Genomic DNA, 25,942 nt, shown 5'->3' with positions numbered 1-25,942 from the left:
CGACCAGCGGCCCCGCCCCGGGGGCAAGGAGTGATCACGAAGTGCACGTCGTCATCATGGGCTGCGGACGCGTCGGATCGACGCTGGCCCGAACGCTCGAGAAACGCGGCCACACGGTCGCGATCATCGACCAGTCCGCGGACTCCTTCCGCCGGCTCAGCCCGAACTTCGCCGGCCGGACCATCACCGGGATGGGATTCGACCGGGAGATCCTGATCGAGGCCGGGATCGAGCAGGCCGAGGCGTTCGCCGCGGTCTCCAACGGCGACAACTCGAACATCCTGGCCGCCCGGGTGGCCCGGGAGACGTTCGGCGTCGAGAACGTGGTCGCCCGGATCTACGACCCGGGCCGCGCCGAGGTGTACCAGCGGCTCGGCATCCCGACCGTCGGCACGGTGAAGTGGACCGTCGACCAGATGGTCCGCCGGCTGCTGCCCAGTGGTTCGGAGCCGGAGTGGCGGGATCCGTCCGGCACCGTCCGGCTGGCCGAGGTGCACGTGCACTCCGGCTGGGTCGGTCGCGCCGCGTTCGACATCGAGAAGGCCACCGGGGCCCGGGTCGCGTTCCTGACCCGGCTCGGCGAGGGTCTGCTGCCGAAGTCCGACACCGTCATCCAGGAGGGTGACCTGGTGCACGTGGTGATGCTGGAGCGCGAGGCCGGGGCGATCGAGTCCCAGCTCGGCGCCGAGCCTGAGGAGCTGTGATGCGGGTCGCCATCGCCGGCGCGGGGAACGTCGGCCGGTCCATCGCCGGGGAACTGCTGGAGAACGGCCACGAGGTCCTGCTGATCGACAAGGACCCGCGCGCGATCAAGGCCGAGTCGGTTCCGCGGGCCGAGTGGCTGCTCGCCGACGCCTGCGAGCTGTCCTCGCTGGAGGAGGCCGCGTTGCAGCGTTGCCAGGTCGCGATCGCGAGTACCGGGGACGACAAGGTCAACCTGGTCGTCTCGCTGCTGGCCAAGACCGAGTTCGGCGTCCCCCGGACCGTTGCCCGGGTCAACCACCCGCGGAACGAGTGGATGTTCAACGAGGCCTGGGGTGTGGACGTCTCGGTGTCCACGCCGCGGATCATGTCGGCACTGGTCGAGGAGGCCGTCTCGGTCGGCGACCTGGTCCGGCTGTTCACCTTCCGCCAGGGTGACGCGAACCTGGTCGAGCTGACCCTGCCGGAGGACTCGCCGATGATCGGCCGCCGGGTCGGCGACGTCGACTGGCCGACCGACACCGCGCTGGTCACCATCATCCGCGAAGGCCGCGTCCTGCGCCCGGACCCGGAAGGAACCCTCGAGCTCAACGACGAGCTGCTGTTCGTCGCGGCGGACGAGACCGAGGAGCAGCTCGAGGACATGCTCTCGCCTCACCACCGCAAGGGCTGAGCTCGACCGAGGGCCGACCGTCTCACTTCCCCACCGCGGCCTACTCTGCTGCGGGGACCGGCCGTCTCACGCTCTCGCGGGGCGGCGGCTGGTCTCGCCGCTGAGGGAGGCGCTCGGCTGGCGGCCGTACGCCGAGCGGTACTCCGCGGCGAAGCGGCCGGCGTGGCAGAAGCCCCAGCGCGCCCCGATCCCGGCGACGGTCTCGGCGCCGGGGTCGGCCGCGACGAGCTCGCGGTGCGCCTCGGCCAGTCGGAGCCGGCGCAGGTACCCCATCGGCGTCGTGTCGAGGTGCCGCCGGAACGCGATCTGGACCGCCCGCAACGTCACCCCGGCCGCGTCGGCGATGTCGGTCGCCGCGATGTCACGCCGCGGGTTCTCCTCCAGGAACGCGATGGCACGGCGCAGCGTCGCGGGACGCGCGTCGTGCCGGTCCTCGATCGTCGGCTCCGTGGCCGCGGTACTCCCGAACGCGGTGAGCACGCTCGCGGCCAGCAACTGGGCAGCGTTCGACACGATCAGCGGCTCGGTCCGGATCTCCGGCTGGTCGAGGATCTGCTCGCTGACGAACCGGATCGTGCTCCGCAACTGCCGCCCGGCGGCGGCCGAGACCGGGCGATGGCCGAGCAGCTGGATCGCTGCGCCGGCGCCGTCCCCGGCCGGCTCCGCGACCCGGTCGAGCAGCTCAGGGTCGAACAGCACGATCGAGTACCGGGCGTTGTCGACGCGCCCGGAGTACGGACGCTCCGGCGGGACGAGGGACACCATGTCCCCCGGCCCGAAGGAGTCCGTCCACCCGTCGGTGGCGTGGTCCCGGATGGTGCCGGACTCCACTCCGCACAGACAGACCTTGGTCATCGGCGCGGCCACGTAGCTGAGCTCGAACCCGATGTCCACCGAATCGACCGTGACCGGCCCCAGCTGCTCCCTGCGGATCCGGGTCGGGCTGTCGGCCGCGTCGCTGCCGATCCGGACCTTCGTGTACGCAGCGCTCAGGAACTCCTCGGTCCGGTCGAGATCGTCGCTCTCGAAAAGGATGGCGTCCATCCCGCCCCCACTCCACGGCAAGCAGCGTCGTCAGGCGAGTGACGACGTGCGCAAAGGGTGTGGGCCGCTGTCTGACCCGGGGTACGAAACCTACGCCCTGTGCACCGGACCGCGAAACCCCCGCGCCGATCGGATCCGGCCAAGGAGCAGGAGGGGATGGACCAGCAAGAGGCACTAGTAGCGAAGAACCCGGATGCGGTCGGCCGTGTTGACGGCGCCCGGGTAGTCCCAGCGGCCCAGGTAATAGATCCTGTCGTATCTCCGATACGTCGCATTCCAGTTCCAGAGCGTGAGGTTGCCCTTCAGACTGACCACGGAGCTGACCCTGTCCTTCCAGCCGTACGGAAGGTCGTACTCGCCGTACGACCGAACCACGTAGCGGTCGCCGGTGCCGTTGGCGTAGTCGTACAGGCAACCGAGCGCGTCGGCCGGGCAGTCATAGGCCGTCACCCCGGCCGTCGCGTTGATCGGTGTCAGCACTGCGGCTGACGCTCCCACCGCCCCCACAAAGGAGGCGGCAAGCCGCACGTACTTTCGCATCTCACTCCCGATTCTCGAACTGCTTGGGCTGTCTCACCTCCGCACAGACTCGCTGTCACCGCTGTCCTGCACCTGTCGTGATACCGACCTCGGCGACAGGGCCCGACAGATCTGTGGCCGGACGACCAGGCCACCTCGCTAGCGGGACAGGAAGTCCACGATGCGCCGGACGGCCAGGGTGGCGGCCTCCGCGTCGTACGTCGAGAGCGAGCTGTCCACGAAGAGGTGCCGGTCCCCCGGGTACACGAAGAGCTCCCCGTCGGCGGCCTCCTTGACCAGTTCCCGGGCCGCGTCGATGTCGCCCTCGCCGGCGAAGAACGGGTCCGCGTCCATCCCGTGCACCTGGACCGGGACGCCCTCGGGCCAGCCGGAACCGAACTCCGCCGGCGGGACGCACGCCTCCAGCAGCACCGCGCTCCGGGCGCCGGGCCGGGTCTGGGCCAACTGCTGCGCGGGCATCACGCCGAGCGAGATCCCGATGTACACCAGCTCCTCGGGCAGGCCCTTCGCGGCGGCGAGCGCGCGTTCGCCGATCGTGCCGAAGCCGACCTCCTTGGCGTACCCGATGCCCTCCTCGAGGGTCTCGAAGGTCCGCCCGTCGTACGAGTCGGGCGTGTGCACGGTGTGTCCCGCGCGGCGCAACTCGTCCGCGATGGCGACGACACCGGGGGTCAGGCCCTGGGCGTGGTGGAACAAGACGACCTCGGACATCACAACGACTCCTGTTCTGGGATCCAGCTGATGATCCAGAACTCTAGAACGATCCATGGATCTGGATCAATAGGGCCACGCGCATTCGGACCGGACAGACGTGAGCCCCCGGCGGTCGGATCCGCCGAGGGCTCAGGTCCTGCGTCTGGTTACTTCTTGCCGCCGCGCAACAGGTGCGTGACGTGGTCGCGCGCCTCGTCCCACTTCTCCGGTGGAAGCGAGCCGCGGAGCACCGCGTACGCCAGCCAGAGCGCCAGCGCGTACAACGGCAGGCCCATGCCGACCTTGGCGATGCCCAGGGCGTTCAGGCTTCCCGTCAGGTACAGCGGGACCTGGACGAGCAGCCGGACCACGAAGAGACCGGCGAACACGGCGGTCGCCCGGGTGAAGCCGCGCAACATCGCCGGGTCCTTGCGCCACGCCGTCCCGGTCTGCGTGACCAGGCCGTAGATCACCCCGAACAACGGCCACCGGAAGACGACCGTCAGCCCGTACAGCAGGCCGTACCCGAGGTTCGTCAGCAGGCCGGGCAGGTAGACGTCCTCGGCGCGGCCGCTGCGGTTCGCCACCCAGGCCGAGATGAGGACGCCGATGAAGCCACCGAGCACGTTGCGCAGCGGCTGCCGGCGGATCAGCCGGAGCGCGGCGACCGCAGCCGCGCAGGCGATCGCGACGATCAACGCGAGCTGCAGGTCGTGGTCGGAGACGCCGTAGACGATCAGGAACGCGATCCACGGCAGACCGATGTCGAGCAGCGCGCCCCAGCCACCGAGCGCGCGGAAGAAGTCCTTGTCCGTGGTCTGCGGCTTCGCCTCGGCCGCCGCCGGCGGCTCGTCGGTCTCCGGCCGCGCACCGGCGGACGCGGCCTGCCGCTCGAAGTCCTCGAGCTCGGGACGCAGCACTTCGGCCATCCGGTCCTCGAGGTGCTCCCCGAGGGTCGGGTCGACGCTGTCGTCGACCCCGGAGTCGCGGCGCGGCTCAGCCATGCGCGGCCGTCGGACGGAGCTCGTAGCGCGGGTTGAACATCACCCGGTCGCCGTCCACGATGCCGATCCGCCCGGAGGCGATCAGCTCCGATCCGGGGTGGATGCCGGCGATCTTGCGCCGTCCCAGCCAGATCAGCTTCACCGTGCCGGTCCCGTCGTACAGCTCGCCCTCGAGCGCCGGGACGCCGCCGCGCGGGCTGAAGGTGATCGTCCGCAGCGTGCCGTACAACGTGACCAGCTCGCGGTCGTGGCACCCCGTGATCGAGCGCGCCCCACAGTCGTGCGCGAAGTCCTGCAGCACCTCGGCGTCCTGGCGGTCCTGGTCGCCGGCCAGGCCGCGGAACGCGCGTCGCAGCAGCCCCGCGGGTTTGTCGCTACCCATGCCGTCAGTGTAATCCGCTCGGCACGGGTCCGAAGCCGTCCGCACGCACCGGACTCAGGCCTCTTCCTCGGTGGCGGGCTGGGCGCCCGGCGGGAGCCGCAGTGCCAGCGATTCGCGCGGCGCCATCGGCTCGGAGCCACGGACCACGACCACGTTGCGCAGCGCCTCCTCCATCGGCGGCGCGGCGTCCGGCTCGACCGCGGCCCGGCCGAGCACGGTGGCGCGCAGCAGCCAGCGCGGACCGTCGACGCCGATCACCCGTGAGGTCTGGCTGAAGATCTGGCCCTCCGGGTCCTGCACCGGCACGACCAGCACCAGCTCGGTCCCGAACGGGCCCTCGGTCTCGGACGCCGTGCCGCCCATCCGGGTCGCCTCGGCGGCGATCTCGCGCCGCACCTCGGACCAGATGCCGGCCGTCCGCGGCGCCGCGAACGCGCGCAGCTCCAGCGCGGAGTCCTCCAGCACCAGCAGGATCGCCTGGACGTCGCCGCTCTGCTCGTCGACCTGCAGCCGCAGCTCCATCCCCGGCAGCCCGGTGATCACCAGCGCGCCGAGATCGATCCGGTCCTCGGCCTCCAGCGTGGCCTCGTCCACCTCGGTGACGTCGTACGGCCCGTGGCCGCGCTCGGCGCCGGTCTGGTCGTCCTCGGCCGCGTCGGCCGCGACCTCGTCGGCGGTGGTCTGCTCGGCCGCCTCGGCCGCTGCCGACCCGGTGTCCTCGTTCTTGGCCTTGCGGCGGAAGATCACTGCTCTTGCCTACTTCCTGGATCGTCAATCAGATCGGTGCGGCGGTACGAACCCGCCGTAGTCTCGCTCATTCCGCAGGTCAAAGCGCGGTACCCGGTCAGCGTGTCACACCGCCGAAACCGCCGGTCGAGCCGTACCCGCCGTCGCCCCGCGCGGACCCCGGCAACGTGGTCACCTCGACGAACCGCGCCTTCTCCACCCGCTGGATCACCAGCTGCGCGATCCGGTCGCCCCGGTGCAACGTCACCTCGGTCGCGGGGTCGAGGTTGACCAGGCACACCTTGATCTCGCCACGGTAGCCCGCGTCGACGGTGCCCGGCGCGTTCACGATCGACACCCCGTGTTTGGCGGCCAGCCCGGACCGCGGATGCACGAACGCGGCGTACCCGTCCTGCAACGCGATCGCGATCCCGGTGCCGACCAGCGCCCGCTCCCCCGGCTTCAGCGTCACGTCACTCGTCGTCACCAGGTCCGCGCCGGCATCGCCCGGATGCGCGTACGCCGGGACCGGCAGGTCCGGGTCGAGCCGCTGGATCAGTACCTCGGTCATGGATTCACCTCGTAGTCGTGGACCTGGTCGGCCGTCATGTCGGTGCCGTGCTCGATGAAGTGCTCGGGTGGGACCACGACGAACACCGCGCTCGCCCGCAACGCCACACTGCCGTCGGGCCCGCCCAACCGGCCGACCGCCTTGGCGTACATCCGCCGCCCGGCGAACCCGAGACACCGGGCCTGCAGCGACAGCGTGGTCCCGACCGGTACCGGCCGGATGTAGTCGGTCTCGAGCCGCCCGGTCACCATCGGCCGGCGCAGCAGCCAGGCGAGCCCGCCGAGTGTCTCGTCCAGCGCCAGCGCGAGGACGCCGCCGTGGGCCAGGCCCGGGGCGCCCTGGTGGTCCGCGGTGACGGTGAACTCGCCGGTGATGGTGACGTCCGGCCCGGCCGTCGACACCAGCCGCAGTCCGGTCGGGTGGGACGGCCCGCACGCCACGCAGTTCTCGTAGTGGGACGGGAGCATGGTCCCCGGCGCGGGAGCGTCCGGGTCGCGCACCGGCGGTTCCAGCTCGTGTTGCGGGTTCGCCGTCCGGCTCGGTGGCTCGATCACGAGAGGCGACCCTACCGACGCGCTCCGGCGGGGTCCGTGCCAGGCTGGTGCCGTGCCGACCTACCGGGAACGACTGAGCGTGCCGGTGCGCTGGTGGATCATCGCCGCGCTCGCCGTCCTGACGCTGTACGTGATCACCGCCGTCCCTGCGGGCCAGCTGGCCGGCTTCCTCGTCGCAGGCATCGCCGCCACCCTGCTGATCGTCGCCTTCGTCCGGTACGGCGGGGCGCAGGTCCAGGTGGACGAGGGCAGTCTGCGGGCCGGGCGGGCGTCGATCGAGCGGGCATACCTGGGCGAGGTGGAGGCGCTGACCGGCGACGCGGTGAAGTACGCGTTCGGCCGGGACTGCGACCCGTCCGCGTATCTCGTCCTGCGCAGCTACCTGCCGGGCGCGGTCCGGGTCCGGATCACCGATCCGCAGGACCCCGCGCCGTACTGGCTGATCGCCACGCGGCACCCGGACCGGCTGGCTGCGGCGCTGACCGGCGACAGCGTGGCAAGATCCTGAGCAAGGGACCGCTCGCGGCAACGAGGAGGCAGTGGTGATCGGAGCCAAGATCGGCTGGAAGCTCGTGCTGGCCGTGTTCACGATGGTGGTCGGCCTGGTCGCCAACAAGGCGGTCACGACGGCCTGGAAGCTCGGGTCCGGCGGCGATCCGCCGAAGGGCAACAAGGCCGGCTACGTCGAGGTGGTCAGCTGGGCGGTGGCCAGCGGTGCCGCGGCGGCGGCCGCCAAGCGGTTCGCCGAGCAGCGCGCCGCCCAGTACTACCTGAAGTCGACCGGGCACCTGCCGCCCGGGTACGAGAAGGAGGCCGTGAAGGCCGAGGCGAAGGACGTCGTCAAGGCCTGAAACGACCACGGGACCGCCCCCGGACAGGGGACGGTCCCAAGTGGTACGACTCAGCCGAGCAGGGCGCGAGTGCGTTCGCCGAGGTCAGGCAGCGCAGTCGCGGCAGATCAGCTGGCCGTTCTTCGTGGTCGCGAGCTGGCTGCGGTGGTGCACCAGGAAGCAGCTCGAACAGGTGAACTCGTCGGCCTGACGCGGGAGCACGCGCACTGCGAGCTCCTCGTGGCTGAGATCCGCGCCGGGCAGCTCGAAGCTCTCCGCCGCCTCGGCCTCGTCCTCGTCGACCTTGCCGGAGTTCTTGTCGTGACGGCGAGTCTTCAGTTCCTCGATCGACTCCTCGTTGGAGTCCTCATCCGTCTTGCGCGGGGCGTCGTAGTCAGTCGCCATGGTGTTCCCTGCCCTCTTCGTACCCGTGGTGTTGCCTTGCTGAGCCCATGAACGGGTAGAGCGGCCGAGAAATTCCCGGTCCTGCGAAACCCTTGACAGCGAGGCTGGGATCGGCCTCAATGCCGGTCCCGAGGACGGGATTGTGCCCTATCGACCGGGCTTCGCGCGCGCCGGGGTCCACCTTCTGGCCCGCGTGTCGCAGATTGAGTCAGGACCGAACAATGAATTGCTCGTTAGTGCGCGATATGAGCACTAACGAGCATCTTCAGTCCCGCAGCGGGTTGGCCGCCGCCAACGCGTCGTGCAACGGGCCGAAGACGGCTGGTGTCGCCGCGATGGACATCTCCGGCGAGACCGGCTCGCCGTGCAGACCGCCGACCGTCGCCCCGGCCTCCGCGGCGATCAGCGCGCCGGCGCCGTAGTCCCACGGGTTCAGGCCGCGCTCGTACACCGCGTCCAGCCGCCCGCAGGCGACGTAGCACAGGTCGATGGCGCCGACGCCGATCCGGCGGATGTCGCGGACCTGGGTGATCAGGTCCAGCACCACCTCGGCCTGGGTCTTGCGCCGGACCGGGTCGTAGCCGAAGCCGGTCCCGACCAGGGCGGTACTCAGCTCGGTACAGCCGGACACCTCGATCGGCTTGCCGTCCAGGTACGCCCCGCCGCCCAGCGTCGCCGTGAACACCTCGCCCTTGGGCGCGTCCACGACCACCCCGGCCACCGTGCGCCCCGCGGACTCGACCGCGATGGAGACCGCGTAGGTCGGGTGGTCGTAAAGGTAGTTGACCGTGCCGTCGATCGGGTCGACCACCCAGCGCACCCCGCTGGTGCCGAGCACGTCGTCACCCTCCTCGCCGAGGAACGAGTCGTCCGGCCGGGCCTGCAGGATCCGGGCCCGGATCAGCTCCTCGGACTCGCGGTCGACCGCGGTGACCACGTCGGTCACCGTGCTCTTGGTGTCGGCCACGGTGATGGTGCCGCGGCGGCGCTCCACGATCAGCTGGGCGGCCTCGTTCGCCACCTCGACGGCCAGCTTCAGCAGGTCCTGGGCGTTGTCGTCGCTCATGCGGTTTCCTTCTCGGTGGTCGTGGGTGCCGTCCGGTCCGGGCGGCGCAGGGCTGGGCAGCAGTCGGGGCGGCAGTCGTCCCAGCCCGGGCCGAGCTTGCCGACGCAGGGCCGCTCCGGCTGGTCGCCGCGCTCGGCCGCGGCCCGCTCGATCACCAGGTCGCGCAGCATCGTGACGAACTTCGGGTCGGTCCCCGGCGTCGCGGCGCGGGCCATCGGCAGGCCCAGCTTGTCCGCGGTCGCCGCGGCCTCGGTGTCGAGGTCGTAGATGACCTCCATGTGGTCGCTGACGAACCCGATCGGGACTACCGCGACACCGGGGACACCGGCCGCGGCCAGCTCCTCCAGGTGGTCGTTCACGTCCGGCTCGAGCCACGGCACCCGCGGCGGGCCGGACCGCGAGCAGTACACCAGGTCGGTCCGCCGGGTGGTCCCGGTCCGGCGCTCCAGCTCGGCGCTGATCTCGGCCGCCACGTCCAGGTGCCAGCCCACGTACGCGTTGCCGTCCGGGCCGCTGGTCTCGTTCATCGCGGTCGGGATCGAGTGCGTCACGTACGCGATCGCGGATCCCTCCGGCAGCCGGCTCAGCGCCTCGGCGGTCGACTCCACGAACGACGCGACGAAGCTCGGGTGGTTCGCGTAGTGGCGCAGCTTGTCGATCCGCGGCGCCCCCTCGACCTGCGCGGCCGCGTCGGCGAGATTCTCCCGGTACTGCCGGCAGCCGGAGTACGACGGGTACGCGCTGGTCACGATCACCACGGCCCGCTGGACCCCGTCCTCGGTCATCTCGCGAATCGTGTCGGTCAGGTACGGCGCCCAGTTCCGGTTGCCCCAGTAGATCGGCAGGTCCAGGCCGGTGTCCGCGAACGACTCCCGCAGGGCCGCGAGCAGGGCCCGGTTCTGGTCGTTGATCGGGCTCTTGCCGCCGAATCCGTAGTAGTGCTCGCCGACCTCCTTGAGCCGCTCGTCCGGGATGCCACGGCCGCGGGTCACGTTCTGCAGGAACGGCAGCACGTCCTCGGGTTTCTCGGGACCACCGAAGGACAACAGCAGGACGGCGTCGTAGGGGGAAGGATCAGGCGACACGGGGTGGGGCATACGACGATGTTCTCAGGCCGGGCAGATACGGTGTGCACGGTCCCCCATGCTGAAGCCCTACGTCCACCTCATGCGCCGTCCCGGTGCCGCCGCGTTCTGCGCCGCCGGGGTCCTCGGGCGTATGCCGATCTCGATGATCGGTCTCGGCCTGGTCATCCTGATCGCCCAGGAGAGCGGCTCGTACGGGCTGGCCGGCGCGGTGTCCGGGGTCGCGGTCGTCGCGGGTGCGCTGACCGGGCCGATCCAGGGCCGGCTGGTCGACCGGTTCGGCCAGCGCACGCTGATCCTGCTCGGCAGCGTGGTCTGTACCGTCGCGCTCGGCGGTCTGCTCGTCGCGGTCCGTGCCGACGCGGCGGCCTGGGTGCTCTACGTCCTCTCGTTCGTTGCCGGCGGCACCCGTCCCCAGGTCGGCTCGTTCGTCCGGGCCCGGTGGACCCACCTGCTCGGCCGCGGCCGGGCGCTGCAGACCGCGTTCGCGCTGGAGGCGGTCGGCGACGAGGTCGTCTTCATCGTCGGCCCGGTCCTGGTCACGTTCCTGGCCACCCAGGTCAGCCCGTACGCCGCGCTCGCGTCGGCCGGCGTCCTCGGCCTGGCCGGCGGTATCTGGCTGGCGCTGCTGCGGGCCTCGGACCCGCCCGGACGCGGCCGGGCGAGCGGGTCCGAGCAGGCCCCACTCCCCTGGTTGTCGCTGATGCTGCTCAGCCTGATCGGCCTCGGTCTCGGGGCCGCGCTCGGCAGCGCCGAGGTGGTCACGATCGCGTTCACCGCGGCCGAGGGTCGGCCCGGGATGTCGGGCGTCGTGCTGGCCGTCTGGGCGTTCGGGTCGTTGCTGGCGGGTCTCTGGTACGGCTCGGTGCACTGGCGCGCGCCGGTCGAGCGGCGGCTGCTGATCGGCGCCGTCGCGCTGGCGATCGCGTTGTTCCCGTTGCCCTTCGTGCCGAACATCCTGGTCCTCGGCATCGTGTTGTTCTGCGCCGGTCTGACGATCGCGCCGACGATGGTCGCGGTCACCGCCTGCGTCGAGGAGTGGGTCCCACCGCAACGACTGACCGAGGCGATCACCTGGACCGTGACCGGCATCCTGCTCGGCGTCGCCCCGGGCAACGCGGCCGCCGGCCACGCCGTCGACCTGTGGGGCGCTTCCAAGGCGTACTGGGTGCCGGCCGTCATCGGGATCGCCTGTGCCGTCGTCGCCGCCGTCTCGATCGCCTTCGCCCGGCCGAAGACCCGGTTCGCCCACAACTGACGTCAGGTGGTCCGCGGCAGCGGGGCGTTCCAGCCGCGGCGGATGGCGACGAGGCGGATCAGGAAGCAGACCACCGCGGCCGCGAACGGTACCCAGAGCGCGTCGTAGTCGAACGCCGAGGCGAGCACCACGATGCCGGCGCCGAGGAAGGCCGGGGTGGCGTAGATCTCGGACCGCAGTACCACCGGGACGCGGCCGGACAGGACGTCGCGGATGACGCCGCCGCCGATCCCGGAGATGGTGCCGAGCATCGCGGCCGACAACGGCGACAGCCCGACCTCGAGCGCCTTGCGGGCCCCGATCACGCAGAACAGGGCCAGCCCGGCGGCGTCGAAGATGTTCACCAGCCGCTCGACCCGGCCGATCCGGGGATGCAGGAAGAACGTCACCAGCCCGGCCACGACGGGGACCACCAGGTACCGCCAGTCCTGCAGCGCGGCCGGTGGCGTCGCCCCGATCAGGACGTCCCGCAGGAAGCCGCCACCGAGCCCGGTGACCAGGGACAGCACCAGGATGCCGAACACGTCGAGGTTCTTCCGGACCCCGACCAGGGCCCCGGTGATCCCGAAGACGAAGATCCCGACCAGGTCGAACACGTGCAGCGCCATCGAACCGTCCACGGCCGCACGGTAACCGCTGGCCGGCCGCTCCCCCGGTGCGGCCTCGCCCTTCGAGACAGCAACCTGGAGGGCTCCGGCTCGGCCGAGTTCACGGGCTCGTGCGCGATGGCACCGAAAAGAGCGCGCGTGAACGGGCTCGTTGCAACTACCGTCTGCGCATGGCCGGACCACCCGTCGTCGACTACGCCAACACCTCGGCACGTCCGTCCTGGCGCACCCTGCCCGAGGTACTCCGGCGCTCCCTGGTCGTTGCCCTTGGCACCGAGATCCGCACTGCCGGGCCACCGGTCGGGTCCGGGTTCACCGGCGGGTTCGCGGCCGCGGTCACGCTGGCGGACGGCCGGGAGGTCTTCGTCAAGGCCGCTCCCGAGTCGCTGCACGCCTACCGCGCGTACCAGCGCGAGGCCGAGATCGTGCCCCAGCTGCCGAGCGCGATCCGGGTCCCCGAGATCGTCGCGACCGCCCACGCCGCCGACGACGAGACCCGCTGGTTCGCGGTGATCTCGGCACGGATCGACGGCCGGATGCCCGGGTCACCGTGGACCGCCGACGACTTCGCGGCCGTCACCGCGACCTGCGAGACGATGGCGTCCGCGCTCACCCCGTCACCGCTGCCCGGGTTGAAGCTGTTCAGCGCCGTCGTGGGCGACGAGGTCCGGGTGCCAGAGCAGGTACGCAGCGGTGACCGGCCGTTGCCGACCGGCTTCCAGCCGTGGTTGGAGGGCGCGATCCCCGAGTTCGCGGACCTGGTGAGCCGGTACCCCGTGGCATTGGCCGGTGACTCGGCGACGCACAACGACCTGCGGCCCGACAACCTGCTGATCGACCCGGCCGGTCGGTGCTGGACCGTCGACTGGAACTGGCTCGCGCTCGGACCGGCCTGGCTCGACTGGGCCGGCCTGCTGCCGATCGCGCAGCACCACGGCATCGACACGGCCGCCGCGATCCGGCGCAGCCCGTTGACCGCGGATGTCCCGGCCGACGACCTGGACTGCTTCGCCGCGGTCATCGCCGCCTACATGCTGAGCGACCTCGACGCCCCACCACCGCGCGGCTGTACGCCGGAACTACGGCGCCACCAACGCCTGTACGCGTGGACCTTCCTCGACTGGCTCGCCGCCCGTCGAGGCTGGTGCTAGGCGAGCTCGAAGCCGAGGACCTCGGCGGCTCTGGCCGGGACCGGGGCGTCCCAGTGGTCCAGGTAGTTCTGCGTCGTGCAGAGCGAGCGGGTCTCCACCTTGTCGACGTACACGGTGCCGCCCAGGTGGTCGGTCTCGTGCTGGAAGATCCGCGCCTGCCAGCCAGTCAGCTCCCGCCGTTGTGGTGTGCCGGCCGGATCGAAGTACGTCGCCTCGACCGCGAGATGACGGTTCACGACGCCGGTGTACCCGGGCATGCTCAGGCAGCCTTCGAAGAAGCCACGCCGCCGTCCGTCCAGTGCCGCGTACTCCGGGTTGACCACGGCGAAGAACTCCAGCGGGTACCGCTGCCGCGCCTCGGCCACCTCGGCCGACACGGGCGCCGGATCCTCGAGCACGGCGACCTGGATCGGGATCCCGACCTGGGGCGCCGCGCCTCCGACCCCGGGCGCCGTCAGCATCGTCCGGCGCAGCAACGCCACGAACTCGCTCAGTACCTGGTCGTCCACCTGGCCGTCGTACAACGCGGCCGGCTGCCGGAGCACCGGATCACCGAGCGAGACGATCGGCGCCACCCCGTCCTCGTCGCCGTACTTGTCGAGCAAACCGGTGATCGCGTCCTTGATCGTCGTCGCGCCAGTCATCGTCTGCGGTGTCACTCCTTGGGTCACTCCTCGAGGGCTGAGCAGTCCGGTCAGCGGGGCGGTCGCCGTGCCGGCCAGCAGGGTACGCCTGGTGATGCGCACGTCTCCTCCGTCCGTCGGCTGGGCGGTCACCCCATTCTCGGGACCAGGTAGGTCCGGAGCGGCGGCGCCTCGCGGAGGGCTGACATAGATTGGCGGTATGAGCAGAGGGCCGGTCACCAGGTTCAAGGTCGAGGTGCTCGACGGTGAGCGCACGTCCCGGCGCGAGGACGTCGTGGTGACCGAGGAACCGCTGGAGCTCCGGCTGGAGTGGCCCGGCCGCCCGGCCGAGCCGCTGGTGGTGACGATGCGGACACCTGGTTCGGACTTCGAGCTCGCGGCCGGCTTCTGTCTCGGCGAGGGCTTCGCGGTCCGCCCGGACGCGATCCGGACCGTTGCCTACTGCACCGATGTGAAGCTGACCAGGGAGCAGCAGTTCAACACCGTCACGGTCACTTTCGACGGACCCCCGGACCGCGAACCACCCCAGCGGTACGGCGTGACGTCGGCCGCGTGCGGCGTCTGCGGTCAGCAGAGCCTCGACGAACTCGCCGAGCGCGACTACGCCCCGGTCGACCCGGTCCAGGTCCCCGTGGACGTGGTCCGCCGGTTGCCCGACCTGCTCCGCGAGGCCCAGCCGACGTTCGGGCGGACCGGCGGGTTGCACGCGGCCGGGTTGTTCACGGCGACGGGCGACCGGGTGATCGTGAAGGAGGACGTCGGCCGGCACAACGCGGTCGACAAGGTGGTCGGCTGGACCGTGCTGAACCAGCAGACCCGGAGCGGTCTGGTGCTCGCGGTCAGCGGCCGCGCGGGGTACGAGATCGTCCAGAAGGCGGTCGCCGCGGGCCTCGGCATGATCGTCGCGGTCGGTGCGCCGTCCAGCCTCGCGGTCGACCTGGCCCGGCGGTTCGGCGTCACCCTGGTCGGCTTCACCCGGCCGGACCGGTGCGTCGTCTACGCGGCGCCGGAACGGGTACTCCACGGCTGACCCATCCGCCCGGGCCGCGGCTCCGAAGGGGAGGCGTACTGATCGAGCGATCGAAGAGGATGCGCCTGTGAGCGAGGAGTCGACGGCCTTGCCGTGGCCCGTGGCGGTCGGGCCGGGCGGCAGTACGCCCGTGGACCTGATGGCGCGGGTCGCGCGGGGCGACTCGGACGCGTTCAGCCAGCTGTACGACCAGATGGTGCCGCGGGTGTACGGCCTGATCCGGCGGGTGCTCCGGAATCCGGCCCAGTCCGAGGAGGTCACCCAGGAGGTGATGGTCGAGGTCTGGCGGACCGCCACCCGGTACGACGCCGACCGTGGCTCGCCGACCTCGTGGATTCTCACGATGGCGCATCGGCGGGCGATCGACCGGGTCCGCTCCGAGCAGTCCGCGACCGACCGGGAGCAGGCGGTCGCGGCCGCCTCCGCGAGCCCGGAGTACGACGAGGTGGCCGAGGCGGTCACCACGAATCTGGAGGTGGAGCAGGTCCGGCACTGCCTGTCCGCGTTGACCGAGCTGCAACGGGAGTCGGTGACGCTGGCCTACTACGGCGGATACTCGTACCGCGAGGTGGCCGAACTGCTGGACGCGAAGCTGGCGACGATCAAGGCGCGGATGCGGGACGGGTTGATCCGGTTGCGCGACTGCCTGGGAGTGACGGGGAGGTGAGGGGGACGATGACACCGGACGTGCACGCGTTGACCGGACCGTACGTGCTGAACGCTCTGCCCGAGGACGAGCGGATCGAGTTCGAGGCGCACCTCGCCGACTGCGCCGCCTGCAGTGCCGAGGTCGCCGAACTGCGGGAAGCGAGCACCAAGCTCGGCACCGCGGTCGGTACGCCACCTCCGCCGGCCCTGAAGGCCCGGGTCCTGGCCGAGGTCGCGACCACCCGGCAGTTGCCGCCGGTACTGCGCTCGGCCGAACCGCTCAAGGTGAAGAAGAGCCGGATGAGCCGGCGCTCGTTCTTCTCGCTCGCCGCGGCCGGTCTCGCGGTCGCGGGCGCCGGCGGGATCGCGATCGACCAGTACCGCGAGAACCAGCGGACCGAGCGGCAGAACGAGGAGCTCGCCGCCCTGCTCGCCCAGCCGGACGCGAAGACGGCACGGGACGCGGTCGAGGGCGGTGGCCGCGCGACGATCGTGATGTCGCCGAGCCAGGATCGCGCGATCGTCCTGCTGCACGGGCTGCGGGCGCTGCCCGACGGGAAGACGTACCAGCTCTGGCTGATGGACCGGTCGAACACCCCGCACTCGGTCGGCCTGGCCGGACCGGAGACCACGACGGTCATCCAGGGCGGCCTCGCCAACAAGGTCGCCCTCGGCATCACCGTGGAGAACGCCCCGGGTGCGACCAGCCCGACCTTCCCACCGGCCGCGCTCATCGCCATGGCGTGACTACGCTCGGAGCATGCTTCCGTACCTGATCGCGCTGGCGGGCCTGGCGGCCACCATCGGGGTCTTCACCCTCCTGGCAGCCTGGTCCCGCCGCCGCGGCACCGCCGGAGCAGCCCTCGGCGGAGCCATGGCCGCGTACAACGAGGCGTACCACACGACCGCCTACGCGACCCACCAGGAACAGCAGTCAGCGGCTGACCGCAAGGCCCAGCAGGGCTCCCCCGACGACCTCTAACCCAGCTTGATGAAGGTGGCGCGGGGGACGTACTCGTAGCGTTCCGGCATGCAGGTCAGGATGATGACCTGACCGTGGTCGCCGGCCCGGCCGAGCAGGGCGCCCATGTCGCGGAGGCGGCCCTTGTCGGACCAGCCGAGGGCGTCGTCGAAGATGACCGGGACGCTGTTGTCGCCGGTACTGACCAGGTGGCTGATCGCGAGCCGGGTGATGATCGCCAGCTGCTCCTGAGCACCCGTCGACAGCGCCTCGACCCGGAGCCGCGCGCCCTCCAGCTCCCGCTCGGCGACGGCCAGGTCGTCGTCCAGCCACACCCGGAAGGTCGGTCCGTACACGCTCCGGCCGAGCGCCTCGATCCGCGTCTGCAACGGCTCGGCGTATTTCGTCTGTGCTTCCGCCCGATGCCGGCCCAGCGTCTCGTGCACCCGCCGGGCCGCGTCCGCACGACGGTTCAGGCCCTCGTACTCCGCGCGCAGTGCCGCCAGCTCCAACTCGGCCGTGTCCTGCCGGGTCGCCAGCCCGTCGCGCCCGGACTGCTCCAGCCGGCCCTCGGTCGTCCGCAGCGAATCCCGCAAGGTGTCCCGCTCGCCCTGCAGCCGGCCGGCCACGGCCAGCGCGTCCGCCAGATCACCCGCGACCTCGTCGGCACCGGCGGCATCGGCCTGCTCCTGCACGACGGTCAGCTCGTCCAGCACGGTCTCGACGTCGGCCGTGGCCTTCTCTTCCTCGGCCTCGACCTGGTCGTCCGGCAGTACCGTCCGTGCGGCGTCCAGCGCCTCCTCGGCAGCGGCGACCCGCTCGGCCGCCAGCTCCGCCCGCGCCCGGGCCTGCTGCGCCTCGGACCGGTCCTCGTCGGCGGCCTTCCGCGCCTGAGCCGCCGCGAACTCCGCGTCCGCCAGCAACCGCTCGGCGGTCGCGAACTCGGTCCGCGCGCCCTCCAGCAGCAGCTGCGCACCGGCCAGGTCCCCCGGGGCCGCGGCGGCCGGGATCACCAGGTCGTCGAAGTCGAAGGTGTCCTCCTCGAACTCCTCGAACAGCGACATCTGCCCAGGCACGTCCTCGACGATCGGCTGCTTGCCCTTGGCCGGTGGCTCTTCCTCCTCCTCGGGCTCGGAGTCCGTGATCCCGAGCCGCGCGCACAGCACCGCGATCCGCTCACCCGGGTCTCCCCCGGACGTCAGCGACCGCTCGGTCCGCCGCGCCTCCTGCAACTCCGCCGATGACTTCTCGCCCTTGCGGAGCAACTCCCGCGCCGCCGGCAGATCCCGTACACCGGCGCGCTTCAGCAGGTCCTTCTCACGGCGCACCGCCTCGTCCACCAAGGAGCGCAGCGTCGCCGCCTCACCTCCCGCGCGGACGGTGACCTCGACCTGCCCCGGTACGCCGACGACGAGCTCGCCGGAGACCAGGAGCGACACCTCGGCGCCTTCGTCGAGCTCCGCGGGCACCGGTGATCCCCCGCCGTCCAGGCCGGTGCCCGACAACGCGACCACCTCGGCCCCGACCCGGCGTACGTGCACGTCCGGGACGCCGGCCGCGAGTGCCGCGCGGGCCTCGACCACCTTGGCGCGCGCGTCCTCCAGGTCGGTCACGATCTCGTCGGTGACCCGGATCCCGTCGAGCACCGCGGACGCGGCCGCGATCCGGGACCGGACCTCGACCAGCTCGGTCTGCAGCCCCAGCAACCGGTCCAGCTCGGCCCGGTCGGTCAGCTCGGCGACCTTCTGCTCCGCGGTCTGCACCTCGGCGCGGCGGGCGTCCTTCAGCTCGACGACCTCGGCCAGCGCAGTCTCCGCGGCGTGCACGGTCTCGGCCGCCTTCTTCGCCACGGTCTCCGCGTCGATCCGGCGGTCCGCGAACTCGGCCGCGGCCTGGGTGAACCGCTCGACGTCCGCGAGCAACCGCTCCCGCTCGACCCTGGTCCGGGTGTGGTTCTCCAGCCGGGCCCGCGCCGTCTCCGCCCGCGCGCGGACCGAGTCCCGGCGGAGCAGGATCTCGTCGGTCGCCTTCTTCCGCTCGCGCAGCTCCTCGACCGACTTCAGGTGCTCGGCCAGCCGGGTGCTCAGGTCGTCCAGGTCCAGGGTGAGCCGCTCGGCGCGACGGATGTCGGCCTGCACCTCCTCCATCGCCTTGACCGCCTGGGCGCGGACCAGCTCGGCCGCCTCGACCGCGTGCGCCGACTTCGCGTACTCCCCGGTGGGCCGGCCACGCGGCGTCCAGTACCGCAGGTACTCGTGCTCGACCGCGCTCACCAACGGCATCGACGCGCCGTCCACGGGAGTGCCGGACTCGGCCGTGACCGCGGTGATCAGCGGCTCGGCGTCGGCCGGGGTCGGCAGCACCAACGACTGGCCCTGGCTCACCATCAAGGTCTGCCAGAGCACCGGGTCGACGTGCTCGGCGAACAGCCGCTCGGCCTCGTTGTGCGCCTCGCGGCCGGTCCAGGACGTCCGGCGGCCGTCGCTCTCGACGACGGTGAGCTCGGTGGAGCGGTCCTTCAGCCAGCGCTTGGTGTAGGTCAGCTCGCGGCCACCCAGGGTCAGCTCCGCGGTCACCTCGGGACCGACGTCGTGGCCGACCGGCTGGATGTCCACGATCCGCTTGGACTTCGAGTCGTCCGGCAGATCGAAGACCAGCCCGAACGCCTCGACCAGGCTGGACTTGCCGACCTCGTTGTCGCCGACGACGACCGTGGTCCCGATCGAGGGCAGCTGGACAGTACGGTCCTGCACGCCACGGAAGTTCCGCAGCGTCAACCTGTGCAGCCTCATCCCGCGTCCCGCGCCAATCGGTGCATCAACGTCAACGCGGCCCCGGCCCCGTCGTCACCGGAAGCCAGCGCCTGCCGCAGCTCCTCCATCGCGGCCCGCGCCGGTCCGCTCAGCTGCAACGCGTCCAGGTCGGCCGCGTCCGGCGCGGGCCGGACGGTCCAGAACTTGGCCCACCGCTCCACGCTGGCGAACACCTCGCCCTGCGCGTCGACCATCGCGTCCAGCCGGCTCAGCAGCGGCAACGGCAACGACCCGTCGGCGGCGAGCCGGACGTACGTCCGCTCCTTGTCCGGGAGCTCGGCGAACCAGTCCTCCAACGCGGTCAGCGACTCCTCGTCGTCCAGCTCGACGTGGTGCTCGACCATGTGCCAGGCGCCGACCCGCCGCGGCTCGACCGTGATCGCGGTGTCGGTCAGCGTCACGGCGAGCACGTTGCCCGGATGCGTCTCCTCGGGCGCGGTCACCTCCTGCGTCCCGGAGAACCAGATCCGCTCGGTCACCTCGGTCGTCGAGTGCCGGTCACCCAGCCCGACGTAGTGCAGCCGCCCGTCGGCGACCGCGGCCTCGAGCGCCGCCTGGTCGATCGTCGGCACGTCCGACATCCCACCGCTCAGGCTGGTCAGCTGACCGTGGGCGAGCAGGATCCGCACCGTCCCGGCCGGCGCCGCCGACAGCTCGGCGTACCCCGGCGCCGCGGGATCGGACAGCGGTCGCCGGGAGCGCCACGGGGCTCCGACGAGCTCCACGCCGGGCACGATCTCCAGCGGCTCGGACCCGGTCAGCACGGTGACGTGCTCCGGCTTGTGCCCGGTCCACTGCGCCGACGTCCAGAGCGAGCCCGGCTCGAGCGCGTCGTGGTTGCCCGGCAGCAGGACGACCGGGACCTCGATCCGCTTCAGCGCCTCGCACGCGCGCAGGATCGTCTGCCGCTCGACCTGGTTGTGCTCGAACACGTCCCCGGTCACGACGACGAACGCGGCCCCGGTCTCGCGCGCCACCTCGCCGATCCGTGCCACCGCGTCCAGCCGCGCCTGACCCCACCGGGCCTGACCGTCCGGGCCCAGGAACCGGCGCATCATCCCCAGCTGCCAGTCCGAGCTGTGCAGAAACGTGATCTCCATCGCGCGAGAAACCTAACCTGAGGCACCGACAACCGCCCAACCCAACACACCTACAACGCGTAACCGCCCGGCATCCGAACACGCATTCGGAACTTTCCGGTCCGGTCTCCTCCCTGAAGCGCACCACCTGGGTCACCAGGCCGAGCGCGACCGCCTGCACGTCGACCTCTAAACCCGTTGCCGCCCGGCCGCGGGATCGCCCAGGATCGGCGGCATGGAGATCGTCCTGGAGACCGAGCGGCTGGTGCTGCGCCGCTTCACCGGAGGCGATGCGGAACTGCTGGTGGAGCTGGACTCCGACATCGAGGTGATGCGGTACCTGACCGGTACGCCGACGCCGCGGGGCGAGATCGAGCAGAAGATCCTGCCGGGGATGCTGGCGGTGTACGCACGGCACCCGGGGCTGGGGACGTTCGCGGCGCACGAGAAGGCGTCCGGGGAGTTCGCGGGCTGGTTCGGTCTGCAGCCGACCGCGACGGCCGGAGAGCTCGGCGTCGGGTACCGGCTGCGGCGTGAGGTCTGGGGACGTGGCTACGCGAGCGAGGGCACCAGGGCGCTGATCGCGAAGGCGTTCGACGACGGGGCCGAGCGGGTGGTCGCGGACACGATGGCGGTGAACACCAGGTCCCGGCGGGTGATGGTGAAGTCCGGGCTGCGGTTCGTCCGGGTCTTCCACGTCGCCTTCGAGGACCCGCTGCCGGGCACCGAGCACGGCGAGGTCGAGTACGCCGTCGACCGCGCGACCTGGTTAGCTGGGAGTCGTGCCTGACGCCAAGCCGCCGTACGCCGTCCTGGACATCGACGCGACGTTGTCCGACACGAGCCGGCGGATCCACTTCCTGGACCGGCGGCCGAAGGACTGGAACGCGTTCTTCGCCCACGCCAAGGAGGACGCCGTCCTCGACGAAGGGCTCGCGGTCGCGACCACGCTGGCCGAGACGCACGAGATCGTCTACCTGAGCGGGCGGCCCGAGCGGTTGCGCCGGGACACGGTGAAATGGCTGAAGGACAACGGCTTCCCGGAGGGCCGGATCTTCCTGCGCGGCAACACCGACCGGCGGCCGTCCGCGGTGATGAAGCTGTACCGGCTGAAGGCGCTCCGCGCGGAACGCCCGGTCGCCGTGCTCGTCGACGACGACGTCCGGGTCTGCGACGCGGCCGAGAAGGCCGGCTTCACGGTCCTGCGAGCCGACTGGGGACTCGACCCGGAGACCCAGCCGACCCTCTTCGACGCCCAGGAAACCGAAGGCCGCACCTGACGACCTGCACGTAGGCCGGGTCGTGCTCAGCAGCAGAGTCCTCGCGGTTCCGGGAAGGTTGGCGGACCGGCCGCGGTTGTCACCAGGTACACGCTCTCGATCTGACGAGGAGTACCGATGAAGGCCGTAGTGCACAGCGAGCAAGGGACCGCGGACGTCCTCCGCCTCACCGACCTCGACCTCGGCGAACCGGCGGCCGGTGAGGTTCGCCTCCGGATCGCGGTCTCGGGCGTGAACCCGACGGACTGGAAGGCCCGCAGCGGCCTGTACGGCGAGGGCGACATCCCCGTCTCGGTCCCGAACCAGGACGGCGCCGGCATCGTCGACGCGGTCGGCCCCGACGTGGAAGGCCTGTCGGTGGGTGACCGTGTCTGGGTGACGCTCGCGGCCCACGAACGTCCCGCCAGTGGGACCGCGCAGGAGTACACCGTGGTCCCGGCAGGACGCGTCTTCCCGCTCCCCGAAGGCGCCGGCTTCGATCTCGGCGCGAGTACCGGAGTTCCCGGGATCACGGCGCATCGCGCGTTGACGGTCGGCGAGGACCTGCCGACGCGGATCGCCCCTGGCGCGTTCGACGGCAAGGTCGTCCTCGTCGCCGGTGGCGCGGGCGCGGTCGGGCACGCCGCGATCCAGCTCGCGCGCTGGGCCGGCGCGACCGTCGTCACCACGGTCAGCGGCCCGCCGAAGTCGGACTACGCCAAGGCCGCGGGCGCTCACCACGTCGTGAACTACCGCGACGACGACGCGGCCGAGCAGATCCGCGGGTTCGCTCCCGGCGGGGTCGACCTGATCGTCGAGGTCGCGGCCGGCCGCAACAGCGCGCTCGACCTCGCCGTCCTCAAGCCACGCGGCACGATCGCGATCTACGCCAACGACGGCGACGCGCCGTTCGCCCCGAACGTCCGCCAGAACATGGGCCTCAACGCCCGGTACCAGTTCGTCCTGCTGTACAGCGTCGGCTGGGACAAGCTCACCGCGGCCGCCGAGGACCTCAACGCGGCCATCGCCGCGGGCGCTCTCCCGGTTGGCGAAGCAGCCGGTCTCCCCCTGCACTACTACTCCCTCGACCAGGCCGCCGAAGCCCACCGCGCGGTCGAGTGCGGAGCCACCGGGAAGGTCCTGCTGAAGATCGCCGAGCTGTAGGGATCACGCGGTCCGCGGCAGGGTTCGCGGGTCCGCTCCGATCTGTCCGGGGCACGGGCTAAGGTCGAACTCGTGCCTGAAGTCGATGCTTCCTTCCTTGCTCTTCCCCGCCGGGAACTGGCCGAGGCCGCGTTGCGCCGGGCCCGGGACCTGGGCGCCGAGTTCGCCGAGTTCCGGCTCGAGCGGATCCGGTCGGAGTCGATCTCGTTGCGCGACGGCGTGCTGGAGTCCGCGCGTGACGACGAGGACCTCGGTCTCGCGGTCCGGGTGATCCACGACGGGACGTGGGGCTTCGCCGCCGGGGTCGCGCTGACCACCGACGAGGCGATCCGGGTCGCCGAGCAGGCGGTCAACCTCGCCCAGGTCTCCCGGCCGATCAACAGCGAGCGGATCGAGCTGGCCGACGAGCCCGTGTACGACGCCGTCACCTGGGTGTCGGCGTACGACGTGGACCCACAGAGCGTGCCGCGGGCGGACAAGGTCGCGCTGCTCACCGACTACTCCCACCGGCTGCTCTCCGCCGCCGGGGTCGACCACGTGACCGCGTCCGTGGCCACCGTCCACGAGTGCAAGTACTACGCGAACTCCAAGGGCACGTCGTACACGCAGCAGCGGGTGCGGATCGGCCCGGAGATCCAGGCGGTCGCCGTCGATGCCGAGACCGGGCGGTTCGACTCGATGGCGAGTTGCGCACCGCCGGCCGGCCGCGGCTGGGAGTACCTGACCGGGACCGGCTGGGACTGGGACGAGGAGCTCGCCGCGATCCCCGGCTGGCTCGCCGAGAAGATGGCCGCGCCGAGCGTCGAGCCGGGCCGGTACGACCTGGTCGTCGACCCGACCAACCTGTGGCTGACGATCCACGAGTCGATCGGCCACGCCACCGAGCTGGACCGCGCCCTCGGGTACGAGGCGAACTACGCGGGGACCAGCTTCGCCACCCTCGACAAGCTCGGCACCCTGCAGTACGGCTCCCCCGTCATGCACGTCACCGGTGACCGCGTGGCCGACCACGGCCTGTCCACGGTCGGGTACGACGACGAGGGCGTCGCCGGGCAGCAGTGGGACCTGGTCAAGGACGGCGTCCTGGTCGGGTACCAGGTGGACCGCCGGATGGCGAAGGTCAACGAGGACGTGCTCGGGACACCCCGGTCGAACGGCTGCGCCTACGCCGACTCGGCCGGCCACATCCCGATCCAGCGGATGGCGAACGTCTCCCTGCAGCCGGCCGAGAACGGTCCCTCGACCGAGGAGCTGATCAGCCGGGTGCGGAACGGGATCTACATCGTCGGCGACAAGTCCTGGTCGATCGACATGCAGCGGTACAACTTCCAGTTCACCGGCCAGCGCTTCTACAAGATCACCGACGGCAAGCTGGACGGCCAGCTCCGCGACGTCGCGTACCAGGCCACCACGACCGAGTTCTGGGGGTCGATGGAGGCCGTCGGCGGACCGCAGACGTACGTACTGGGTGGCGCGCTGAACTGCGGCAAGGCCCAGCCGGCCCAGTCCGGCGCGGTCACCCACGGCTGCCCGTCGGCGCTGTTCCGCGGCGTCAACATCCTCAACACCACGCAGGAGGCCGGCCGGTGACCGCGATTCAGCTCACCCCGCAGGACACGGTCGAGCGCGCCCTCGACCTCGCCGCGACCGAAGGGGCCGACGGCTGCGTCGTCCTGGTCGCCGAGACCTCGAGCGCGAACCTGCGCTGGGCCAACAACACGCTGACCACGAACGGTGCGATGCGCGGATCCGACGTCACCGTGATCGCGACGGTCGGCGCCGGTGAGGGAACGGCCGCGGGCGTGGTCAGCCGGTCCTCGGTGACCGACGCGACCCTGCGCGAGATCGTCGCGTCCGCGGTCGCCGCCGCCCGCGCGTCCGGCCCGGCCGAGGACGCCCGCCCGCTGGTCGACGGCCTGGTCGGCGCCGACTGGGCCGAGGAGCCCGACGAGACCTCGGTGACCGTGTACGCCGACTTCGCCCCCGCCCTCGGCGAGACGTTGCAGCGGGCAACCAAGGAGAACCGCTGGCTGTACGGTTTCGCCGACCACGAGGTGGTCACCCTGTACGTCGGGTCCTCGGCCGGGCTGCGACTGCGGCACACCCTGCCACGCGGTCACGTCAGCGAGACCGGCAAGACGGCGGACAAGAGCCAGTCCGCGTGGGTCGGCGCGGCGACGCGCGACTTCACCGACATCGACCCGCTCGGGCTCGACGCCGAGCTCACCCGGCGCCTCGGCTGGGCGAGCCGGACCGTCTCGGTCGAGGCCGGCCGGCACCCGACGATCCTTCCGCCGGCGGCCGTGGCCGACTTGATGACGTACCTGTACTGGACCCTCGACGGCCGCGACGCGCACGAAGGACGCAGCGTGTTCTCGAAGCCGGGTGGCGGCACCCGCGTCGGCGAGGTGCTGTCGACCCGCCCGGTCGGCCTGCGGTCCGACCCGCACGTCACGGGCCTGGAGACGTTCCCGTTCGCGGTCGCGCGGTCGTCCGGCGGATCGGCCAGCGTGTTCGACAACGGGCTGCCGCTGTCCGGGACCGACTGGATCCGCGCCGGCAAGCTCGAGCACCTGATGACCAGCCGGTTCACCGCCGAGCTGAGCGGCGCGACCGCGGTGACGCCGGCCATCGACAACTACGTGGTCTCGGTGGAGGGCGCGACCGGGTCCGTCGACGACCTGGTGAGCGGGCTCGACAACGGCCTACTGCTGACCTGCCTGTGGTACATCCGCACCGTCGACCCGCAGACCCTGCTGCTCACCGGGCTGACCCGCGACGGCGTGTACCTGGTCGAGAACGGCGAGGTGGTCGGTGCCGTGAACAACTTCCGCTTCAACGAGAGCCCGGTCGACCTGCTCGGCCGGTTCACCGCGGCCGGCGCGACGGTGCCGTCGTTCTCCCGGGAGTGGGGCGACTACTTCTCCCGGACCGCGACGCCGCCACTGCTCGTCCCGGACTTCAACATGTCCACGGTGAGCCAGGCCAGCTGATCCTCTCGACGCAAGAAGGTCCCGCGAAACCGGTGGTTTCGCGGGACCTTCTGCGTGTG

At 71.4% G+C, this 25,942-nt stretch carries 30 protein-coding genes; 15 read left to right on the top strand and 15 right to left on the bottom strand.

Annotated elements, in window-relative coordinates; translation table 11 throughout:
* Positions 1-41: 41 nt before the first annotated feature.
* Both FB561_RS24770 and FB561_RS24765 read left to right on the top strand, forming a co-directional pair.
* A complete protein-coding gene (locus FB561_RS24770) occupies positions 42-704 on the top strand; it encodes a potassium channel family protein (RefSeq protein ID WP_145810756.1) in 663 nt (220 codons plus the stop codon).
* Positions 704-1,375, top strand: a complete 672-nt coding sequence (locus FB561_RS24765; protein ID WP_145810754.1) for a potassium channel family protein — start codon at positions 704-706, stop codon at positions 1,373-1,375. Before FB561_RS24770 ends, FB561_RS24765 begins: the two co-directional genes overlap by 1 nt.
* A gap of 66 nt (positions 1,376-1,441) precedes the next feature.
* Here FB561_RS24765 and FB561_RS24760 read toward each other — a convergent pair whose 3' ends face one another.
* The 8 genes from FB561_RS24760 to FB561_RS24725 form a co-directional block, all read right to left on the bottom strand.
* Entirely contained in the window at positions 1,442-2,419 is a 978-nt protein-coding gene (locus FB561_RS24760) for a helix-turn-helix domain-containing protein (RefSeq protein WP_145810752.1), read from the bottom strand.
* Between the two features lie 174 nt (positions 2,420-2,593).
* Positions 2,594-2,959, bottom strand: a complete 366-nt coding sequence (locus FB561_RS24755; protein ID WP_145810750.1) for a hypothetical protein — start codon at positions 2,957-2,959, stop codon at positions 2,594-2,596.
* A 138-nt stretch (positions 2,960-3,097) separates the two neighbouring features.
* The gene (locus FB561_RS24750; RefSeq protein WP_145810748.1) at positions 3,098-3,670 is read right to left on the bottom strand and encodes a dienelactone hydrolase family protein; all 573 of its coding nucleotides are present in this window, start codon (positions 3,668-3,670) and stop codon (positions 3,098-3,100) included.
* Between the two features lie 149 nt (positions 3,671-3,819).
* Positions 3,820-4,656 carry a DUF3159 domain-containing protein gene (locus FB561_RS24745; protein WP_145810745.1) on the bottom strand — a complete coding sequence of 279 codons (837 nt, stop codon included), beginning with the start codon at positions 4,654-4,656 and terminating at the stop codon, positions 3,820-3,822.
* Positions 4,649-5,038 carry an OB-fold nucleic acid binding domain-containing protein gene (locus tag FB561_RS24740; protein ID WP_145810743.1) on the bottom strand — a complete coding sequence of 130 codons (390 nt, stop codon included), beginning with the start codon at positions 5,036-5,038 and terminating at the stop codon, positions 4,649-4,651. Before FB561_RS24740 ends, FB561_RS24745 begins: the two co-directional genes overlap by 8 nt.
* Before the next feature lie 54 nt (positions 5,039-5,092).
* On the bottom strand, positions 5,093-5,785 hold the full coding sequence (locus FB561_RS24735; protein ID WP_145810741.1) for a DUF3710 domain-containing protein: 693 nt from the start codon (positions 5,783-5,785) through the stop codon (positions 5,093-5,095).
* Between the two features lie 97 nt (positions 5,786-5,882).
* Positions 5,883-6,335, bottom strand: a complete 453-nt coding sequence (dut, locus tag FB561_RS24730; protein ID WP_145810739.1) for a dUTP diphosphatase — start codon at positions 6,333-6,335, stop codon at positions 5,883-5,885.
* Entirely contained in the window at positions 6,332-6,889 is a 558-nt protein-coding gene (locus FB561_RS24725; protein ID WP_202880726.1) for a PaaI family thioesterase, read from the bottom strand. The genes dut and FB561_RS24725 overlap by 4 nt, the downstream gene beginning before the upstream one ends.
* A 52-nt stretch (positions 6,890-6,941) precedes the next feature.
* Between FB561_RS24725 and FB561_RS24720 the strand changes: the two genes are divergently transcribed.
* Positions 6,942-7,397 (top strand): DUF3093 domain-containing protein, encoded by a 456-nt coding sequence (locus tag FB561_RS24720; RefSeq protein ID WP_145810737.1) that lies wholly within the window; start codon positions 6,942-6,944, stop codon positions 7,395-7,397.
* A gap of 34 nt (positions 7,398-7,431) precedes the next feature.
* Entirely contained in the window at positions 7,432-7,740 is a 309-nt protein-coding gene (locus FB561_RS24715; RefSeq protein ID WP_145810735.1) for a DUF4235 domain-containing protein, read from the top strand.
* An 84-nt stretch (positions 7,741-7,824) separates the two neighbouring features.
* Here FB561_RS24715 and FB561_RS24710 read toward each other — a convergent pair whose 3' ends face one another.
* The 3 genes from FB561_RS24710 to FB561_RS24700 all read right to left on the bottom strand — a co-directional run bounded on the left by FB561_RS24710 (position 7,825) and on the right by FB561_RS24700 (position 10,287).
* Complete coding sequence (locus FB561_RS24710; protein WP_145810732.1) at positions 7,825-8,124, bottom strand: DUF4193 domain-containing protein; 300 nt, start codon at positions 8,122-8,124, stop codon at positions 7,825-7,827.
* A gap of 265 nt (positions 8,125-8,389) precedes the next feature.
* Positions 8,390-9,190, bottom strand: a complete 801-nt coding sequence (locus FB561_RS24705) for an inositol monophosphatase family protein (protein ID WP_145810730.1) — start codon at positions 9,188-9,190, stop codon at positions 8,390-8,392.
* Positions 9,187-10,287: a ferrochelatase gene (locus FB561_RS24700; RefSeq protein WP_145810728.1), complete on the bottom strand. Its 1,101-nt coding sequence runs from the start codon at positions 10,285-10,287 to the stop codon at positions 9,187-9,189. The genes FB561_RS24705 and FB561_RS24700 overlap by 4 nt, the downstream gene beginning before the upstream one ends.
* A 46-nt stretch (positions 10,288-10,333) precedes the next feature.
* Here FB561_RS24700 and FB561_RS24695 point away from each other — a divergent pair, with 46 nt between their 5' ends.
* A complete protein-coding gene (locus tag FB561_RS24695; RefSeq protein WP_145810726.1) occupies positions 10,334-11,533 on the top strand; it encodes an MFS transporter in 1,200 nt (399 codons plus the stop codon).
* A 2-nt stretch (positions 11,534-11,535) separates the two neighbouring features.
* Here the strand turns inward: FB561_RS24695 and FB561_RS24690 are convergent, their stop codons facing one another.
* Complete coding sequence (locus tag FB561_RS24690) at positions 11,536-12,141, bottom strand: trimeric intracellular cation channel family protein (RefSeq protein ID WP_145813335.1); 606 nt, start codon at positions 12,139-12,141, stop codon at positions 11,536-11,538.
* 170 nt (positions 12,142-12,311) lie between these two features.
* On the opposite strand from FB561_RS24690, the gene FB561_RS24685 reads away from it, so the two are divergent.
* A complete protein-coding gene (locus FB561_RS24685; RefSeq protein WP_145810724.1) occupies positions 12,312-13,292 on the top strand; it encodes a phosphotransferase family protein in 981 nt (326 codons plus the stop codon).
* Here the strand turns inward: FB561_RS24685 and FB561_RS24680 are convergent.
* The gene (locus FB561_RS24680) at positions 13,289-14,038 is read right to left on the bottom strand and encodes a peptide deformylase (protein ID WP_238335037.1); all 750 of its coding nucleotides are present in this window, start codon (positions 14,036-14,038) and stop codon (positions 13,289-13,291) included. The genes FB561_RS24685 and FB561_RS24680 overlap by 4 nt on opposite strands.
* Before the next feature lie 97 nt (positions 14,039-14,135).
* Here FB561_RS24680 and fdhD point away from each other — a divergent pair, with 97 nt between their 5' ends.
* The 4 genes from fdhD (at position 14,136) to FB561_RS24660 (ending at position 16,596) form a co-directional block, all read left to right on the top strand.
* On the top strand, positions 14,136-14,966 hold the full coding sequence (fdhD, locus tag FB561_RS24675) for a formate dehydrogenase accessory sulfurtransferase FdhD (protein ID WP_145810722.1): 831 nt from the start codon (positions 14,136-14,138) through the stop codon (positions 14,964-14,966).
* 67 nt (positions 14,967-15,033) lie between these two features.
* Complete coding sequence (locus FB561_RS24670) at positions 15,034-15,633, top strand: sigma-70 family RNA polymerase sigma factor (protein WP_145810720.1); 600 nt, start codon at positions 15,034-15,036, stop codon at positions 15,631-15,633.
* An 8-nt stretch (positions 15,634-15,641) separates the two neighbouring features.
* Positions 15,642-16,361 carry an anti-sigma factor gene (locus FB561_RS24665; RefSeq protein ID WP_145810718.1) on the top strand — a complete coding sequence of 240 codons (720 nt, stop codon included), beginning with the start codon at positions 15,642-15,644 and terminating at the stop codon, positions 16,359-16,361.
* Between the two features lie 13 nt (positions 16,362-16,374).
* Positions 16,375-16,596, top strand: coding sequence for a hypothetical protein (locus tag FB561_RS24660; RefSeq protein WP_145810716.1), 222 nt, complete (start codon positions 16,375-16,377; stop codon positions 16,594-16,596).
* Here the strand turns inward: FB561_RS24660 and FB561_RS39045 are convergent.
* Positions 16,593-19,367, bottom strand: coding sequence for an AAA family ATPase (locus FB561_RS39045; RefSeq protein WP_145810714.1), 2,775 nt, complete (start codon positions 19,365-19,367; stop codon positions 16,593-16,595). The two genes, FB561_RS24660 and FB561_RS39045, sit on opposite strands and share 4 nt — an antisense overlap.
* Entirely contained in the window at positions 19,364-20,488 is a 1,125-nt protein-coding gene (locus FB561_RS24650) for a metallophosphoesterase family protein (RefSeq protein WP_145810712.1), read from the bottom strand. The genes FB561_RS39045 and FB561_RS24650 overlap by 4 nt, the downstream gene beginning before the upstream one ends.
* Before the next feature lie 214 nt (positions 20,489-20,702).
* Between FB561_RS24650 and FB561_RS24645 the strand changes: the two genes are divergently transcribed.
* From FB561_RS24645 to FB561_RS24625, 5 genes are all read left to right on the top strand, one after another.
* Positions 20,703-21,257, top strand: a complete 555-nt coding sequence (locus FB561_RS24645; protein ID WP_145810710.1) for a GNAT family N-acetyltransferase — start codon at positions 20,703-20,705, stop codon at positions 21,255-21,257.
* Positions 21,250-21,747, top strand: a complete 498-nt coding sequence (locus tag FB561_RS24640) for a phosphatase domain-containing protein (protein WP_145810708.1) — start codon at positions 21,250-21,252, stop codon at positions 21,745-21,747. The genes FB561_RS24645 and FB561_RS24640 overlap by 8 nt, the downstream gene beginning before the upstream one ends.
* A 117-nt stretch (positions 21,748-21,864) precedes the next feature.
* The gene (locus FB561_RS24635) at positions 21,865-22,890 is read left to right on the top strand and encodes an NADPH:quinone reductase (RefSeq protein ID WP_145810706.1); all 1,026 of its coding nucleotides are present in this window, start codon (positions 21,865-21,867) and stop codon (positions 22,888-22,890) included.
* A 72-nt stretch (positions 22,891-22,962) separates the two neighbouring features.
* The gene (locus FB561_RS24630) at positions 22,963-24,480 is read left to right on the top strand and encodes a TldD/PmbA family protein (RefSeq protein ID WP_238335036.1); all 1,518 of its coding nucleotides are present in this window, start codon (positions 22,963-22,965) and stop codon (positions 24,478-24,480) included.
* Positions 24,477-25,883, top strand: coding sequence for a metallopeptidase TldD-related protein (locus FB561_RS24625; protein ID WP_145810703.1), 1,407 nt, complete (start codon positions 24,477-24,479; stop codon positions 25,881-25,883). The genes FB561_RS24630 and FB561_RS24625 overlap by 4 nt, the downstream gene beginning before the upstream one ends.
* The last annotated feature ends 59 nt before the right edge of the window (positions 25,884-25,942 follow it).

The organism is Kribbella amoyensis, assembly GCF_007828865.1.
GTDB lineage: Bacteria > Actinomycetota > Actinomycetes > Propionibacteriales > Kribbellaceae > Kribbella > Kribbella amoyensis.
Note: the sequence above shows the minus strand (reverse complement) of the source record. Positions and strands in the feature narration are given on the sequence as shown.